The 14879-nt window shown below is 67.0% G+C and carries 15 protein-coding genes; 2 read left to right on the top strand and 13 right to left on the bottom strand.

The window, feature by feature from the left end:
* Window positions 1-6: 6 nt before the first annotated feature.
* From ACUY1T_RS13380 to ACUY1T_RS13370, 3 genes are read right to left on the bottom strand one after another with little or no spacing between them, the layout of a single operon-like run.
* Window positions 7-663 carry an ABC transporter ATP-binding protein gene (locus ACUY1T_RS13380; protein ID WP_446023571.1) on the bottom strand — a complete coding sequence of 219 codons (657 nt, stop codon included), beginning with the start codon at window positions 661-663 and terminating at the stop codon, window positions 7-9.
* Window positions 656-1417: an ABC transporter permease gene (locus tag ACUY1T_RS13375; RefSeq protein ID WP_446023569.1), complete on the bottom strand. Its 762-nt coding sequence runs from the start codon at window positions 1415-1417 to the stop codon at window positions 656-658. Before ACUY1T_RS13375 ends, ACUY1T_RS13380 begins: the two co-directional genes overlap by 8 nt.
* On the bottom strand, window positions 1414-2400 hold the full coding sequence (locus ACUY1T_RS13370; protein WP_446023567.1) for an ABC transporter substrate-binding protein: 987 nt from the start codon (window positions 2398-2400) through the stop codon (window positions 1414-1416). Before ACUY1T_RS13370 ends, ACUY1T_RS13375 begins: the two co-directional genes overlap by 4 nt.
* Window positions 2401-2532: 132 nt before the next feature.
* Here ACUY1T_RS13370 and ACUY1T_RS13365 point away from each other — a divergent pair, with 132 nt between their 5' ends.
* Both ACUY1T_RS13365 and ACUY1T_RS13360 read left to right on the top strand, forming a co-directional pair.
* A complete protein-coding gene (locus tag ACUY1T_RS13365) occupies window positions 2533-3156 on the top strand; it encodes a rhodanese-like domain-containing protein (RefSeq protein WP_446023565.1) in 624 nt (207 codons plus the stop codon).
* 4 nt (window positions 3157-3160) lie between these two features.
* Entirely contained in the window at window positions 3161-3841 is a 681-nt protein-coding gene (locus ACUY1T_RS13360; protein ID WP_446023563.1) for a response regulator, read from the top strand.
* A gap of 37 nt (window positions 3842-3878) precedes the next feature.
* On the opposite strand, the gene ACUY1T_RS13355 is transcribed toward ACUY1T_RS13360, so the two are convergent.
* From ACUY1T_RS13355 to ACUY1T_RS13310, 10 genes are all read right to left on the bottom strand, one after another.
* Window positions 3879-6437: a NahK/ErcS family hybrid sensor histidine kinase/response regulator gene (locus tag ACUY1T_RS13355; RefSeq protein WP_446023561.1), complete on the bottom strand. Its 2559-nt coding sequence runs from the start codon at window positions 6435-6437 to the stop codon at window positions 3879-3881.
* Window positions 6427-7617 carry a nitric oxide-sensing protein NosP gene (nosP, locus tag ACUY1T_RS13350; protein ID WP_446023559.1) on the bottom strand — a complete coding sequence of 397 codons (1191 nt, stop codon included), beginning with the start codon at window positions 7615-7617 and terminating at the stop codon, window positions 6427-6429. Before nosP ends, ACUY1T_RS13355 begins: the two co-directional genes overlap by 11 nt.
* Before the next feature lie 119 nt (window positions 7618-7736).
* Window positions 7737-9473 carry a NahK/ErcS family hybrid sensor histidine kinase/response regulator gene (locus ACUY1T_RS13345; RefSeq protein WP_446023558.1) on the bottom strand — a complete coding sequence of 579 codons (1737 nt, stop codon included), beginning with the start codon at window positions 9471-9473 and terminating at the stop codon, window positions 7737-7739.
* Window positions 9474-9495: 22 nt separating this feature from the next.
* The gene (ercA, locus tag ACUY1T_RS13340) at window positions 9496-10659 is read right to left on the bottom strand and encodes an alcohol dehydrogenase-like regulatory protein ErcA (protein ID WP_446023556.1); all 1164 of its coding nucleotides are present in this window, start codon (window positions 10657-10659) and stop codon (window positions 9496-9498) included.
* 147 nt (window positions 10660-10806) lie between these two features.
* The gene (gene pqqE, locus ACUY1T_RS13335) at window positions 10807-11946 is read right to left on the bottom strand and encodes a pyrroloquinoline quinone biosynthesis protein PqqE (protein ID WP_446023554.1); all 1140 of its coding nucleotides are present in this window, start codon (window positions 11944-11946) and stop codon (window positions 10807-10809) included.
* On the bottom strand, window positions 11943-12218 hold the full coding sequence (gene pqqD / locus ACUY1T_RS13330) for a pyrroloquinoline quinone biosynthesis peptide chaperone PqqD (RefSeq protein WP_446023552.1): 276 nt from the start codon (window positions 12216-12218) through the stop codon (window positions 11943-11945). Before pqqD ends, pqqE begins: the two co-directional genes overlap by 4 nt.
* Window positions 12215-12982: a pyrroloquinoline-quinone synthase PqqC gene (gene pqqC / locus ACUY1T_RS13325; RefSeq protein WP_446023551.1), complete on the bottom strand. Its 768-nt coding sequence runs from the start codon at window positions 12980-12982 to the stop codon at window positions 12215-12217. Before pqqC ends, pqqD begins: the two co-directional genes overlap by 4 nt.
* A gap of 60 nt (window positions 12983-13042) precedes the next feature.
* A complete protein-coding gene (gene pqqB, locus ACUY1T_RS13320; protein ID WP_446023549.1) occupies window positions 13043-13972 on the bottom strand; it encodes a pyrroloquinoline quinone biosynthesis protein PqqB in 930 nt (309 codons plus the stop codon).
* A 72-nt stretch (window positions 13973-14044) separates the two neighbouring features.
* Entirely contained in the window at window positions 14045-14116 is a 72-nt protein-coding gene (pqqA, locus tag ACUY1T_RS13315) for a pyrroloquinoline quinone precursor peptide PqqA (protein ID WP_010627037.1), read from the bottom strand.
* Window positions 14117-14386: 270 nt separating this feature from the next.
* The coding region (locus ACUY1T_RS13310; protein WP_446023547.1) for an IS3 family transposase at window positions 14387-14879 on the bottom strand (493 nt) is incomplete at its 5' end.

Below are 14879 nucleotides of genomic sequence, written 5' to 3'. Positions count from 1 at the left end.
GTGGGGCTAGGCGGGGCTCGATGCCTCCTGGCCCAACACCTCCAGTTGCCGGGCCAGGACGGCGACCTCGGCAGGCGTGTCGCCAAGGAGCCCGTCGTGTCGCAGGCGGGCGGGGCGGCCCGCCAGGTACCAGACGCGATTGGCCAGCGCCGCGGCGTCGCGCACCTCATGGGTCACGCAGATCATGGCCATGTGCGGCGTCTGCTGCAGCAACTCGCGGATCAGCGCCTGGAGTTCCACGGCACGATGGGAGTCGAGGGAAGCGAAGGGTTCGTCCAGCAACAGTAGCTCGGGGCGAATGGCCAGGCAGCGCGCCAGGGCGGCACGGCGGGCCATGCCCAGCGAGAGCTGGTCGGGAAAGAGGTCGGCGACGTTACCGAGCCCTACCCGCGCCAGCAGCGGGACCACCTGGTCGCGGCTCACGCCGACCAGGCGCAGGTTATCGCGTAGCGTACGCCAGGGCAGCAGGCGATGCTCCTGGAACAGGTAGCCGATACGTAGCGCCGGGTGTGGCTGGCCCGGCTCCAGCCCGGCCAGGCGATTGAGCAGCGTGGTCTTGCCGATGCCGGAAGGGCCCAGCAGGCAGATGCGATCGCCCCGGGCAATATGCAGTGTCATGGGCGCCAGGACGGGGTGCCCGGGAGGAACGGCGAATTCAAGCATGCTCGACTCCCGAGCGGCGCCAGCGCGAGGCACGCCGTTCCAGGGGCTGCAGGACGACCAGCTCGATCAGTTGCACGATGGCGATGAAGGCCAGGCTGTAGGCCAGCAGGCCGGCCACGTCGAAGACCTGGAACGCCAGGTGCAGCTGGAAGCCGACCCCGTCGGAACGGCCCAGCAGCTCGACCACCAGCACGATCTTCCAGATCAGCGCCAGCCCGCCGCGGGTCGCCGCCATCAGGTAGGGAAACAGCTGCGGCAGCCATACGTGCAGCAGCCGCTTGGTGGGCGAGAAGTCGTAGACCCGGGCCATCTGCTCCAGGCGCGGGTCGAGGCTACGCGCACCCTCGCGCAGCGTAACGGCCACGTTGGGTACCTTGTTGATCACCACCGCCAGGATCGCGGCGGCCTCCACCAGGCCGAACCAGACGTAGAGCAGGATGATCAGCACCAGTGCCGGCAGGTTGAGCAACAGCACCAGCAGCGGGTCGAGCAGCGCGTTGACCAGCGCCAGCCGGCCCATGGCGATGCCGATCAGGGCGCCCAGCGCCATGGCCAGGCCGAAGCTGATCGCCACCCGCTGCAGGGTTATCGCCAGATGGCGCTGCAGTTCGCCGCTGGCTGCCTCCCGCTGCAGGGTGTCCAGCACCGCCAGCGGCGAAGGCAGCAGCGAGGAGTCGAGCTGCCAGGCCAGCAGCCCCCAGAAGGCCACCAGCAGGGGCAGGACGACCCAGCAGGCGAGCGGTGATGACCTCACCGCCCGACTCCCGCGGCCTGGACGAACAGCGACGCGGGCATCACAGCGTCCGGTTCGACCCCGGTCAGCACCAGCAATCGCTGCAGGGCCTGGATACGCTGTGCGTCCAGCGGCTCGGGGATGCCCTGCACGTAACCCTGGCGCAGCGCCTCGAAGTGGGCGTCGTCGCTGGCGCGCATCAACGGGCGCAGGGTCGCCCAGTGCTCCGGCTCATCGCGAAGTTCCCGCTTGGCCTGCGCCACGGCCTCGGCGAAGCGCGACACCAGTGCTTCATGGTCGCGCGCCCACCCATCGTGGAAGACATAGCCGAGGATCGGCAGCCCCGTGGGGATGTCCAGGCGCGCCAGCAGCGACGCCATGGGCAGCGCCACCTCCGCCTCGCCGGCGGCGGTGAGCTCGGCGGCAAAGTGCCAGAAGGTCACCAGCACGTCGAGCTGTCCGCGCCTTAGCGCCTGGCTGAGCAGCGGTGGTGCGCCGAACTGCACCTCGGCTTCGCGCTCGAGCGCAACGCCCTCGGCCTGCGCCGCCCGCGTCAGCAGCACCCAGCTCTTGCTGTCGGGGCCACCCGCCACGCCGATGCGCTTGCCGCGCAGGTCTTCGAGGTCGCGAATGGCCGCCCCCGGAGGTGCCAGCACGTCGCCCAGCTGGGAGGAATAGGGCAGGTAACGGTAGGACTGCCCGGCGGCATGGCGCGCCTGGGCCCAGGTCAGGTCGACCACGGCGCCGTCCACGTCGCCGCTGGAAACGGCGATGCGCGAGGCCGGCAGGTTGGCCACCAGGCGCACGTCGAGATCGAAGCCCGCCGCCTCGTCGAGACCGTGGCGCTCGAGATGGTCGAGTTCCCAGTGCGCGGTGCCGAACTGCAGCACGCTGAGCCGCAGCGTCGGCAGCTCGGCACGCAGGGAATCGGCAGCCCCCAGCAGCAGCACGAAGAGCGCGAGGCGCAGCAGCAGCGGGAGCGTTGGCAGGGTGCGTAGGCTCATGTCGTCAGCCTAGGCGCCCCTGCATCGCGGCAGAATAGTACTTTCGTGCTTCACGCTTCGCTACAAAGGTGCAATTCCGGACCACGCCAAAAGGCGGTCCCATAGCGACATGAGACCACGGAATTTCTTCGCATGAGGATCGCACCACGCCATCTGCTCGTCATGTTCCTGGCGACTCTCGGCTCGGCCGCCGTCGCAGCGCCAGCGGGCGATGCGCTGCTGTTCTCGGAACGCGGCTATCGCATCGACCGCTATCGCAGCCCCACACCGCAGTCGGCGCCCGGGGCCGTCACGGTGGATACCGAGGAGGTACGCGCCCTACTGGGCGCGACGCCACCAGCACTGGCGATCGATGTGATCAATCTCACCTTCCGTGACGGCCGCTTCCTGCAGACCGAGCCTCACCGCTCGCTACCTGGAGCACTGTGGCTGCCCAACACGGGGCTCGGCCATCTCGACGACGACTGGTACTACAGCCGCCACGACTGGGTGGGCTACCTGCTCGATACGGTCACAAGCGCCAGCGGCGGCGACATGAGCCGCCCGGTAGTGGTGCTCTGCCGCTCCGACTGCTGGCTCTCGTGGAACGCCGTCAAGCGCCTGGCCGAGGCGGGCTTTCAACGACTTTACTGGTATCGTAATGGGATCGACAGCTGGGAAGCCGCCGGCCTGCCGCTGGAGGTCGTTTCTCCTCGCCCACCGCCTTTTGCCGCTTATCATTTCGAGCCCGACAAGGCTCTGCCACGAGGACAATAACAAGATGGAAGAGCACGCCCCCACCTACCGAATCCTGATCGCCGACGACCATCCGCTGTTCCGTGATGCCATTTCACGCGTGGTCGGCGACGGCTTCCCCGGCAGCGAGCTGCTGGAGACGGAGAACCTCGAGGCGACGCTGGCCGTGACCGCCGACGAGGAGGACCTCGACCTGATCCTGCTCGATCTCAACATGCCCGGCATGAGCGGGCTGACCGGGTTGATCCAGTTGCGCAACGAGGCCCCCACCATTCCGGTGGCGATCATCTCCGCCGAGGAGGACAAGAACGTGATGCTGCAGGCGGTCTCTTGCGGCGCGGTAGGCTTTCTCACCAAGTCCTCGCCCAAGGAGCAGCTGATCAAGGCCATCGCCCAGATACTGGAGGGCAACATCTACCTGCCCTCCGAAATCATGCGCGCCGGCAGCACCCGCCCCCAGGAACCGAACGAGCGCACCATCACCGCGGAACAGCTCGAGACACTGACCCGCAAGCAGTTGCAGGTGCTGGAGCACATGACCCGCGGAGAGTCCAACAAGATGATCGCCTACAACCTCAACATCGCCGAAACCACCGTGAAGGCCCACGTCTCGGCGATCCTGCGCAAGCTGGGGGTGAGCAACCGGGTCCAGGCCATCCTCTCGGCCAGCGACATCGATTTCAGCCGCTATCTGCGCAGGCCCTGAACGTCCCCTTCGGCCGCTTCGTGCGGGGCATCGGCCATCAGTTGCTGCAGTGTGGTGCGTACAGTTGCTGCAGTGTGGTGCGTAGCCGCAGTGGTTTGACCGGCTTGTTGAGCAGTTGGAAACCCAGCTCGCGCACCTGCTGGCGCAGCTCACGGCTGTGGTCGGCGGTGATCACCAGCACCGGCAGCGGCGATTCGCGCATGGCGTTGATGCGCTGAGCCAAGGCCAGGCCGCTGCGCTCATGGTCCAGGTGGTAGTCGACGATCAGGGCATCGCTGTCGCCGCTGGCCAGGCAGACCCGCTCGGCGAGGCGTTCCTCGCTCTCGGCAACCACCACCCGGCAGTCCCAGCGCTCCAGCAGGTGGCGCATGGCCAGGCAGATGGCCGGGTCGTTGTCGACCACCCACAGCCGCCGGCCGGCAAGCTCCCGGCCGGCGCCGCTGGGTCCCGCCGTGCGGGGTTCGCCGGCCTGGAGACGCTGCGCATAGGGCAGCAGCACACCGAACAACGTGCCATGCCCGACCCGCGACCGCACCCGCACCGGCTGCTGCAGCATGCGTGAAATCTTGTCGACGATGGATAACCCGAGTCCCAGGCCGCGATCCCGAGCAGAGACGGCCGACGGCAGCCGCCGAAACTCCTGGAAGATCAGTTCACGCTCCTCCTCGGCGATACCGCAACCGGTATCGAGTACCTGGATCTCCAGCCCTTCGCGGCGGCGCCGGCAGCCGAGCAGCAGGTGCCCGCTGGGCGTGTAGCGCACGGCGTTGCTGAGCAGGTTGCGGATCACCCGGGCCAGCAGCGAGATGTCGCTGCTGACGATCGCCGATGAGGGAACGTAGTGGAAGCCGAGTCCTTCGCTGGCGGCGACCTGGCGATACTCGCGGGCCAGGCCATCGAGCAGCTCGCGGATGGCGAAGGGCGTCACCTCGGGACTGACCACGCCGGCATCCAGCTTGGAGATGTCGACCAGGGTGCCGAGCAGCGTCTCCACGTCCTTGAGCGAGTGACCCACCTGCTGGATCAACTCCAGGTTGGCCGCCGACATCTCCTGCTCCACCAGCGCTCCGACGAACAACCTGGCGGCATTGAGCGGCTGCAGCAGGTCGTGGCTGACCGCCGCCAGGAACTTGGTCTTGGAAAGATTGGCTGCCTCGGCCTCGGTCTTGGCATCGCGTAGCTGGCACTCGGCCGCCAGGCGCTCCTCGATCTCCTCGCGCAATTGGGCGTTGACGCGGGTCAGCTCCGCGGTGCGTTCGCGGACCCGCTGTTCGAGGTTCTGGTAGGCGTGGTGCAGGGCCTCGGAGGTGCGGCGCTGTTCGGTGATGTCGCGGATGAGCACGAAGAAGCCGATCACGCTGCCATCGCTGTCGCGGTGCGGCACGTAGGCCCGCAGCAACACGCGCTGCTCACCGCTGGCGTTCTGCTCGGGCAGCTCGAAGCTGATGCGCTCCCCCGCCAGTACGCGCTGGAGATAGGGCATCAGCCGCGCACAGTGTTCCGCCGAATGCAGGTCGCCCAGCGACGAGCCCAGCAGCAGGTCGTGGGGCCAGCCGTACCACTCCTCGTAGACGCGGTTGGTGAAGACGTAGCGCAATTCACGGTCCAGGTAGGCGATCATCGCCGGTACCTGATCGGTGATGGTTCGAATCCAGCGCTCCCGCTCAGCCAGCGCCTCGGCCTGTCGAATGCGTTCGGTGATGTCGGTATAGGTGAGCACCTGGCCACCGCCTGGCATGGGGTGGCCGCGTACCTCGACCACGCGTCCATCGCTGAGGCGACGCTCGCAGGCCGGCAGCACGGTCTGCGCATCCGTGGGGTCCACCAGCTCGCTGGTGGCACCCAGTGCCGCCAGCGGAACCGGCAGCGTCAATTCGTCGAGTCCGGTGAGCTGCGAGAAGCGCTGGTTGTGCATTTCCAGCAGCCCACCGTGGGTGATCACCGCCACGCCCTGGGACAGGCTGTCGAGCGTGGCCTGCAGCAGCCGCGACTTCTGGGCCAGGGCATGCTCGCGCTCGGCGTGCTCATGGCGCTTGAGTTCGGTGATGTCGACGTAGAGGACCACGCGTCCCCCGCCGCGTATCGGCCGCTGGTTGACCTGCACCCAGCGGCCGTCGTGCAGCTGGTAGATGGTGCGCCCCTGGCGCTGCTTCAGCTGCTCGTTGATCACCAGCCCCGAGGTGAGTGCCAGCCGGCGAAGCTCCTCCAGCGTCATGCCGGCCTGAACCTCGATACCTGCCGGTCGCCAGAACTCGGCGAAGCGGCTGTTGAAGTGCTGGATACGCTGGTCGGCACCGAACAGCACGAAGGCATCGGTAATGCTTTCGATGGCGTCGACCAGATACTGGTTGGCCTGTTCGGCGCGCTTGCGGGCCTCGCCCAGCAGGCGGTTACTGGCACGCAGTTCGTGCAGGGTCTGGTTGAGTGCGAGGGTGCGCTCGCGCACCTGCTCGGCCAGCAGGGCGGCATGCTCGAAGGCGGCGTAGGGCGCGGTGCGCGGCAGGTTGCTCGATTCGACGCGCTCGATCAGCGCCGCATTGATGCGCTGGAGCTTGGCGACCTGGCGCTCCAGTTCGCGCTCACGCTCAGTGACCACGACGGGATTGCCCGATGAAGACCCCGCTGAAGGTCTGGTTCAGATGCAGGCCGCTGCAGTGTTCGCCGTAGGTATTGAAACCCAGGATACGCTGTCGCCGGTAGAACGCCTTGGCGGCCGCTTGCAGGCCATCCTGCTCGAGCTCCAGGCGGCGCAGGAAGCAGTCGCAGCCGAGAATGCATTCGGCAGGCCCTAGCCGTTCGGCGATGGTATCGATCTCGCGGCCGAGATCCGCCAGCAGGTCGGTACCCTGCATGGCGGTCATCACGATGCCGGTCTCCACCGCGCAATAGAAGTTCAGGCTGAGGTCGGGATTCACGCCCTGGATGGCACGCACGTAGGTCTTGTCGTGGAGCTTGACGGCCAGCGGATGGCGGGCGAACACCTCCGGAGTCAGCGCCTCGACGGGGCAACCCACCAGTCGCGCATACTCCAGTGCAGCGGGCTCGGCGTTGAGTTCGAATACCCTGCGCCGCTCGCGGTCGGCGGCGGTCACCACCAATTTCTCGGCGCGTGGCCGCAGGTGGTGGGTCGAGAGCACCTCGAAATCCAGCTCGGTATTGACCATCAGCACGACCGCCGCCTGGTCGTGAAAGGCGCCTTCACCGTAGACATGCGTCCCGGTCAGGCGGTTGTCGTCGCCGGCGCTACCGCCGAAGTGGGGAATGCCGGCCAGCACCGAGGTCAGGGTCAGCAGCACCTGCTCTTCACAGGCCGAAAGGCCGTCGAGCAGGGTCATGGCGAAGGTATGCCCCTTGAGCGGCGCCACCCCCGAGCGCACGCAGTGATCCATCAACTGATCGGTGATGCGCTGGGCATCGAGCAACGTGAAGCGGTCCAGCTCATGAATCAAGCGGTAGTCGAGGGCAAAGGCGCGACTATCGAAGCCCACCGCCACGATGGAGCCGCGCGAATAGCCATCGACGCCAAGCTCCCCCGCCGTGGTACAGCCGCACAGCTTCACGCCCCCCAGGTGGGCCTCAAGGGCAGCGGCCAGGGCCGGCAGGTCGTACTCCGCGGAGCAGAAGAACAACACCCCCTCGAGGTAGGGGTTCAGCAGTTGGCTGGCCAGGTACTGGGCGGCCAGTTCCGGATCGTGAGCGGAGGATTGGGCCACGCGCAGGGGCGAATACGGCGAGGTTTCGGCATCCACTTCCGAGACCGCTAACGGCATTTGCATGGCTGGCCTCTCTCAATCCAGGATCTTGTTTCCAGTTTACGCCCTGGCCCAAAGCAGCAACATAGCACTTGAGTGTCGATGCGAATCCATAGGGGCAGGACCAAAGTCGTAGACCGGCCTCAGTGCCGCTCACGCCCGAGCAGTTGGCTCAACACGGCACGCAGTTTGCCCGGCCGTACCGGCTTGTGCAGTAGCGGAATGCCACTGTCGGCCAGGGTTCGCCGCCAGGCTTCGGAGCGATCCGCGGTGACCACCACCGCCGGCAGCGTGGGCTGCTGCCAGTGCCGGCGCAGCTTCTCCACCAGGCGATCGCCCGTCTCGCCGCCGTCCAGGTGCAGGTCGACCACCAGCACGTCGGGCGCGGCGAGCCGCTGCGCCAGTACCTCTTCGAGATCGTGGGCCGTACGGCACGCCATTCCCCATTGCTCGAGCAGTGCCTGCATGCCCAGCAGAATGCGGCTGTCGTTGTCCACCACCAGCATACGTCGGCCCTGCAAAGGGCACTCGAGCGGCGAGACTTCAGGGGCACTGTACGTCATCGGCACGGGCGTGCAGACCGGTACCCGTACGGCAAAGCGCGAGCCGCGCCCCGGCGTCGAATTCACCGTCACCGCCAGTCCCAGGCGCCGGCAGATCCGCTCGACGATGGCCAGGCCCAGCCCCACCCCCTGGCGATGCCGGGCCCGCTCGGCGTTGAGCTGGTGGTACTCCTCGAAGATCGCCTTGAGCTGATCGGCGGGGATGCCGGGGCCGCTGTCGTGAACTTCGATGGAAACGGCATCGCCAAGGCGCCGCACGCCCAGCAGCACGCTGCCCGACTCGGTATAGCGGCAGGCATTGGAGAGCAGATTGCGCAGCACCCTGCCGAGCAGGCGGAAGTCGCTGTTGACGCACACCCGGCCTTCCACCCAGCGAAAGCGCAGCGCCTTGCGCTGGGCACGCGGGGCATACTCGGCCACCAGGCCGTACAGCAGGCGCGTGAGAGGAAAGCACTCCAGCTGCGGCTGGATGCGCTCCTGGTCGAGCCGCGCAATGTCGAGCAGGTCGGTGAGCAGCTCCTCGGCGCCTTCCAGGGAGAGATGGATGCTGTCGACCAGGCGGCCGCTGTCGCCATCGAGTTCCCGCTCGCGCAGCGTGGACACCAGCAAGCGCGCCGCGTTGAGCGGCTGCAACAGGTCGTGGCTGGCCGCCGCCAGGTAGCGATCCTTGCTGCGGTTGGCCTCCTGGGCCAGGTCGCGGGCTGCGCGCAGCTGCTCTTCCATCAGCCGCCGCTCGGCCACTTCGCCGGCCAGGTCGGCATTGAGCTGCTCCAGGCGCTGGGTGCGCTCGCGCACGCGCGCCTCGAGGCGGGCATTGAGCGCCAGCAGTTCCTGGCGAGCCCGTTCGCGCTCGGTGATGTCGGCGACGAATCCCTCGACCAGGATCTCCTCGCCCTGGTCCGGCTTGCGCAGCAGGGTCAGGGCCACCGGCACCCGCCGGCCGTCGCTTCCGGCAAGCCAGGTGGTGTGCCCCTGCAGGTGACCCTGCCGGCGCAATAGCGACGCCACCCGCTGCGCCTCCCCGGGTTCGGCGAACAGCGCCTCGAGCGATGCACAGCGGTTCAGCGTCGCCGCCACGTCGGCATCGCCCAGCATCGCCGCCAGGGCCGGGTTGGCGGCCAGCAGGCGCCCACCCAGCGAGGCCTGGAAGATGCCGTGCAGGGCATTCTCGAACAGCCACTTGTAGCGGTTGCGCTCGGCCTCGAGCTCGGCCATGCGCGCCGTCAGCTCGGGGTAATAGCTCTTGCGCGCCGACTGCTGGCCAAGCCCCAGCAGTTGGCTGACCGAGTAGCCGTCGGGATCGGTCACCTTCTTCATCGGATACCCACCCGGCCCCGCATCACATCGCCTCCTCGAAGACCACCTGCACGTCTCGCGGGCCGGAGCGCCGCGGATTGGTCAGGATGCAGGGGTCCTCGAGGGCGTGGCGGGTCAGGAAGGGCACGTCGCTGGTATTGACGCCCAGCCTGCCGAGACTGCCCGTCAACCCCACGGCACGCTTGAGCTCGACCAGGTGATCGATCAGCCGGGCGCGCACCTGTCGACCAGTCAATCCACGACAATCGATGCCCAGCGTCTCGGCGATGCGGGTAAAGCGTTCCGGGGCGGCCTCGAAGTTGTAGGCCACCACATGTTCCAGCAGCAGCGAGTTGCACAGCCCATGGGGCAGGTCCAGGAAGCCGCCCAGGCTGTGCGACATGGCGTGCACCGCCCCGAGGATGGCATTGGAGAACGCCAGCCCCGCCTGCATGCTGCCGAGCATCACCTGGGAGCGCAGCTCGAGGTTCTGCGGGTCTGCCACCAGCGCGACGAGATGGCCGTTGATCAGGCGCATGGCCTCCAGGGCGTGGGCATCGGTGAGCGGCCCGCTGCCGGTGGAGACGAAGGCCTCGATGGCGTGCACCAGGGCGTCGACACCGGTGCAGGCCGTCAGGAAGGGGCTCATGGTGAGGGTGACCTGGGGATCGATCAGCGACACGTCCGGCACCACCGACTTGCTGACGATGGAGAATTTCATGCGTCGCTGCTGATCGGAGATGATCGCAAACTGGGAGATGTCCGCCGAGGTGCCCGCCGTGGTAGGCACGAAGATCAGCGGCGGGATCGGCAACCGCAGGGTGTCGACGCCCTCGAAATCCAGGATATGGCCATCATGGGCAACCACGATGCCGATGCCCTTGGCGCAATCCATGGGACTACCGCCGCCGATGGCCACGATGGCCTGGGCGCTCATCTCGCGATACGCCGCGGCCCCCGCCATCACCTCTTCGGCCCGGGGGTTGGGCGAGACGGAGACGAATCGCTGGCTAGCGATGCCCTGGGACGCCAGGTCCGCCTCCACCTCCTCGACCCAGCCGGCCAAAACGACGCCGGGGTCCGATACCAGCAGCACCCGCTCGGCACCGAAGGTACCCACATAGTTGGCCACGGCACGGCGAGCGCCGTCGCCGAAGATGATCTCGGGAGCCACGAACTTGCGCAGCTCGGTGATACTGGATGCCATGCAGGTTCTCCCGCTCGACGCTTCCCGGCAGCGAGGTACGGCCGAGATCAGCGGTGTCTTGTTATATCGTCGCCTAGCGCGGGCGCATTATGGTCATGGTAAGAGCTGCTCCGATGCGGTGCCCTTCGCCCTTGGTCGTGTACCCTCTCAGCCGTGCCAGAAGGTGCGCGAGTTCCTCGCCTGCCGCGGCACCAGCGCCTCGCCCCCCGGCTGCTCTAGGGCTGTCTCGGCACAGGCCTGATCGATCAGGTCGCGACGCGGCGATTTGCTGCATACCGGATCGGCAGCCGCCGGGTCGCCGGTCAGCAGATAGGCCTGGCAGCGACAGCCGCCATGGTCCTGGTGGCGCTCGCTGCAGCCGCGACAGGGCTCGCGCATCCAGGTATCGCCGCGAAAGCGGTTGAAGGCCTCGCTTACGTACCAGATCTCCTTCAGCGATGCGTCGCGTACGCTGGGAAAGCGAATGGGCAGCTCGCGCGCACTGTGACACGGCAGCACTGCGCCGTCCGGCGCCACGGTGAGGAAGATCGCTCCCCAGCCGCCCATGCACGCCTTGGGACGCTCGGCGTAGTAGTCGGGCACCACGAACAGCAAGCGCATGTTGCGCCCTCGCGCAGCCAGGCGCTCGCGCCACTCCCGGGTGACCGCCTCGGCGCGCTCGACCTGGGCCCGGCTCGGCAGCAGGCCGGCACGATTGAGCCTGGCCCAACCGTAGTATTGGCAGCTGGCCAGTTCCACGGCATCGGCATCCAGTTCGTCGCACAGGGCAATCAGCCGGTCGATGTCATCGATGTTGTGGCGATGCAGGACCACGTTGAGCACCATCGGGTAGCCGGCCGCCTTGACCGCGCGGGCCATGGCCAGCTTGCCGGCATGGGCCTTGGCCGAACCCGCCACGGCGGCGGCCATCTCGGGATCCGCCGCCTGCAGGCTGATCTGGATGTGATCCAGCCCCGCCTCGCGCAGCGCCTCGATCCGGGCACCATCCAGCCCCACGCCGGAGGTGATCAGGTTGGTGTAGAAGCCGAGCCGCCTCGCCTCGGCGACCAGCGTCTCCAGGTCGCGCCGCACCAGCGGTTCGCCGCCCGAGAAGCCAAGCTGCACGGCGCCCATTGCCCGCGCCTGACGCAGCACGTCGATCCAGGCGTCGGTATCGAGTTCGTCGCAGTAGCGCGCGAAGTCGAGTGGGTTGGAGCAGTAGGGGCACTGCAACGGGCAGCGATAGGTCAGCTCGGCCAGCAGCCACAGGGGGGCACCGATCGCTTCGACACCATGCCGCTCGCTCATGGCGTCACCGCTGCCAGCCAGCCTTGCCGCTGCGCTTCGTCGAGAAACTCTGCCACGTCGTCACCTATGCCGGTCGCCTCGGGAAAGTGCGTCTCCAGCATCGCGACGATGTCCGCCTGGCGGCGCTGGCCATCGACCAGGGCCAGGATCGCGCCAGCGCTCCCGTTGAGCTGCACCATACCCTCGGGATAGAGCAGCACATGGCACCCCTGGGCCTCCTCCCACTGCAGCCGCCAGCCGGGTCGCAGAGCGGGCACCACCTGGGCGTTCATGCCAGCCCCCGGTGGAATACGGCCCGGTCGGTCACGCTGTGGTAGGGCGGCCGGTCGAGCTGATAAGCCAGGGTCATGGCATCGAGCATGCTCCACAGCACGTCGAGCTTGAACTGCAGGATATCGAGGGCGCGCTGCTGGGTCTCCATGGTGGTGCACACCGTGAGCGCCACCTCCAGGCCGTGCTCGACGTCGCGCCGCGCTTCCTTGAGGCGCTTGCGGAAGTAGCCGTAGCCGGCCTCATCGATCCAGGGGTAGTGGCCCGGCCAGGTGTCGAGCCGGCTCTGGTGCGCCAGGGGCGCGAACAGCTCGGTCAGCGAGGAGATCGCCGCCTCCTGCCAGCTCGCCCGGCGCACGAAGTTGACATAGGCGTCGACGGCGAAGCGCACGCCAGGCAAGACGTGCTGCTGCGCCCAAAGCTCGTCGCGGGTCAGCCCCACCGCCTCGCCCAGGGTCAGCCACGCCTCGATGCCGCCGGCATCGTCATCGCGACCGTCATGGTCGAGCAGGCGCTGGATCCAGCGGCGGCGGGTGGCGGCGTCCGGACAATTGGCCAGCAGCGCGGCGTCCTTCTGCGGGATCATCACTTGGTAGTAGAAGCGGTTGGCCACCCAACCACGGATCTGCTCCGGCGTGGCGCGCCCCTCGGCCATGTCGACCTGATAAGGATGGTGAATGTGGTAATAGGCACCCTTGGCCATCAGGGCCTGGCGAAAGGCCTCGGGCGTGAGTGTGGCGGACGGCAGTGTGTGCACGGCGTTCATGGCGAGTCCCCCTAGTGCTTTGTTGTGCCTGCTTGTTGTTGTCGGTAGTCCAGCGGATGGCTACAGGGTGAGCCGCATGCCATCGTGGGCCACTTCGATGCCGTGCCGGTCCAGCACGGCGCGCTCGGCTGAGGTTTCGTCCAGCACCGGATTGGTGTTGTTGATATGGATGAGGATGCGCCGCGTCGTCTCTGGCAGTGCATCGAGTTCGGCGATCATGCCGCTCTCCCCGGCCAGCGCCAGATGGCCCATCTCGCGTCCGGTGGCGTGGCCGATGCCAAGGCGCCCCATCTCGTCGTCGTGCCACAGGGTGCCATCCACCAGCACGCAGTCGGCCTTGGCCATCAGTTCCCTCGCCTCATGGCTCGGCTGCCCCAGGCCGGGACCATAGAAGAGCGAGCCGCCCGTCAGTCTGTCGCGAAACAGCAGCCCCAGGTTGTCGCCGACGGCCGGCGAGCCACGGCGGGGAGAATAAGGTGGCGCATTGGAGTGCAGCGAAAGCGCGGTGATTTCCAGCTCCGGGCAGCTCGGTACCTGGAAGGTGCAACGCCGCTTGTCGTCCGACAAGGGAATCTCACGCCAGTTGAGCCCACCATTCCAGTGGGACAGCATGGGAAACAGCGGAAAGCCGCTGGAGAGGTCGTCATGCACGCTGGGCGTGCACCAGACGTCGAGCGGACAGCCTTCGCGCAGCGTCAGCAGCCCGCTGACGTGATCGATCTGCGCATCCACCAGCAGCACCTCGGCGATGCCGGTGTCGCGCAGGCCACGCCTGGGGAAGAGCGCCGGAGAGGCATTGAGCTGGGCGCGAATGTCGGGCGAGGCGTTACACAGCAGCCAGCGCTCGCCATCCATGCTGATGGCAATCGAGGATTGGGTCCTGGGGCGAAGGCTGGCACGGCCAAGGCGCACCCCACGACAGTTGGCACAGTTGCAGTTCCACTGGGGAAAACCGCCCCCGGCCGCCGAACCGAGTATCAATACCTGCATGACTTCCCCTCCCTTGAACCCGAACGGGGCCGTTGGGCCCCGCTCAGAGGTAGAACGGTCCGGGTAGAACGATCAGCGGTTGGCAATATAGAGGGTGACCTCGAAGCCGAGGCGCAGGTCACGGAAGCTGGGCTTGGTCCACATGGCATCTCTCCTGTTGGTCTTGTGAGTGGCAACCGTGCCGCGTGGCAGCGGTGCAGGCCCAGTAAAGCATCCGAGGCCCTGCCAGAGGGCTGTACTTTGGAAGGAGAAGCGGCCCTTCATTGGGCCCAGGTTCTGTGCCGGGGGGGCAAGGGGCGTGATTTGCCATAACGTCATGGCCTCAGCGGCCAAGGCGCAGGCAAGTCATGACAGCTGTCTGAGCCGAGCCCTGTAGGGCTCACCAATGTAATGACCCCCTAGTTTCTGCACACCCTATGCAGCTAATGCAGGGTGTGCTCGGGGTGCCACATAGTCCAGAGACTGATGTGGCCGTTCTTCGTTGTAGTACCGGATCCAGTGGTTGATCACTGCCCTGGCTTGTCCCAGCGACTCAAACCGGTGCAGCCAGATACACTCCTCCTTCAGGGAGCGGAAGAAGCGCTCTACGAGCCCATTCTGTTCCGGTGTGTACGGCGTCGTGAACTCCTGCGTCAGTCCGTAGGCCTTCACCGTGCCTGTGTAGTGGCGACTGCTGAAGACCAGGCCGTTATCGGACCGCAGTGCCAGGGGCTGATGAATTCGGCCCAAGGCGCCGAATCGATGCACCAGGGCCTCTTCCAGCGCGGCCTCGGCTGTCTTACTGCTGCCATTGTCCGATAATCGCCAGCCGAGGATCTCCCGCGTGCAGCAATCGATGATCACCGCCAGGCTGCCCCGTCGATCCTTGCCACACCAGACGTGTGTCAGATCGGTGGCCCATCGCTCA

The sequence above is a fragment of the Billgrantia sp. Q4P2 genome, from assembly GCF_052806135.1.
This window is presented reverse-complemented; position numbering and strand designations above follow the sequence as displayed.

Coding starts and splice junctions, on each gene's coding strand:
- ACUY1T_RS13360 (WP_446023563.1), top strand. CDS start 3,161: ATGGAAGAGCACGCCCCCACCTACCGAATCCTGATCGCCGACGACCAT.
- pqqB (WP_446023549.1), bottom strand. CDS start 13,972: ATGCAGGTATTGATACTCGGTTCGGCGGCCGGGGGCGGTTTTCCCCAG.
- pqqE (WP_446023554.1), bottom strand. CDS start 11,946: ATGAGCGAGCGGCATGGTGTCGAAGCGATCGGTGCCCCCCTGTGGCTG.
- pqqD (WP_446023552.1), bottom strand. CDS start 12,218: ATGAACGCCCAGGTGGTGCCCGCTCTGCGACCCGGCTGGCGGCTGCAG.
- ACUY1T_RS13365 (WP_446023565.1), top strand. CDS start 2,533: ATGAGGATCGCACCACGCCATCTGCTCGTCATGTTCCTGGCGACTCTC.
- pqqC (WP_446023551.1), bottom strand. CDS start 12,982: ATGAACGCCGTGCACACACTGCCGTCCGCCACACTCACGCCCGAGGCC.
- ACUY1T_RS13370 (WP_446023567.1), bottom strand. CDS start 2,400: ATGAGCCTACGCACCCTGCCAACGCTCCCGCTGCTGCTGCGCCTCGCG.
- nosP (WP_446023559.1), bottom strand. CDS start 7,617: ATGCAAATGCCGTTAGCGGTCTCGGAAGTGGATGCCGAAACCTCGCCG.
- ACUY1T_RS13345 (WP_446023558.1), bottom strand. CDS start 9,473: ATGAAGAAGGTGACCGATCCCGACGGCTACTCGGTCAGCCAACTGCTG.
- ACUY1T_RS13380 (WP_446023571.1), bottom strand. CDS start 663: ATGCTTGAATTCGCCGTTCCTCCCGGGCACCCCGTCCTGGCGCCCATG.
- ercA (WP_446023556.1), bottom strand. CDS start 10,659: ATGGCATCCAGTATCACCGAGCTGCGCAAGTTCGTGGCTCCCGAGATC.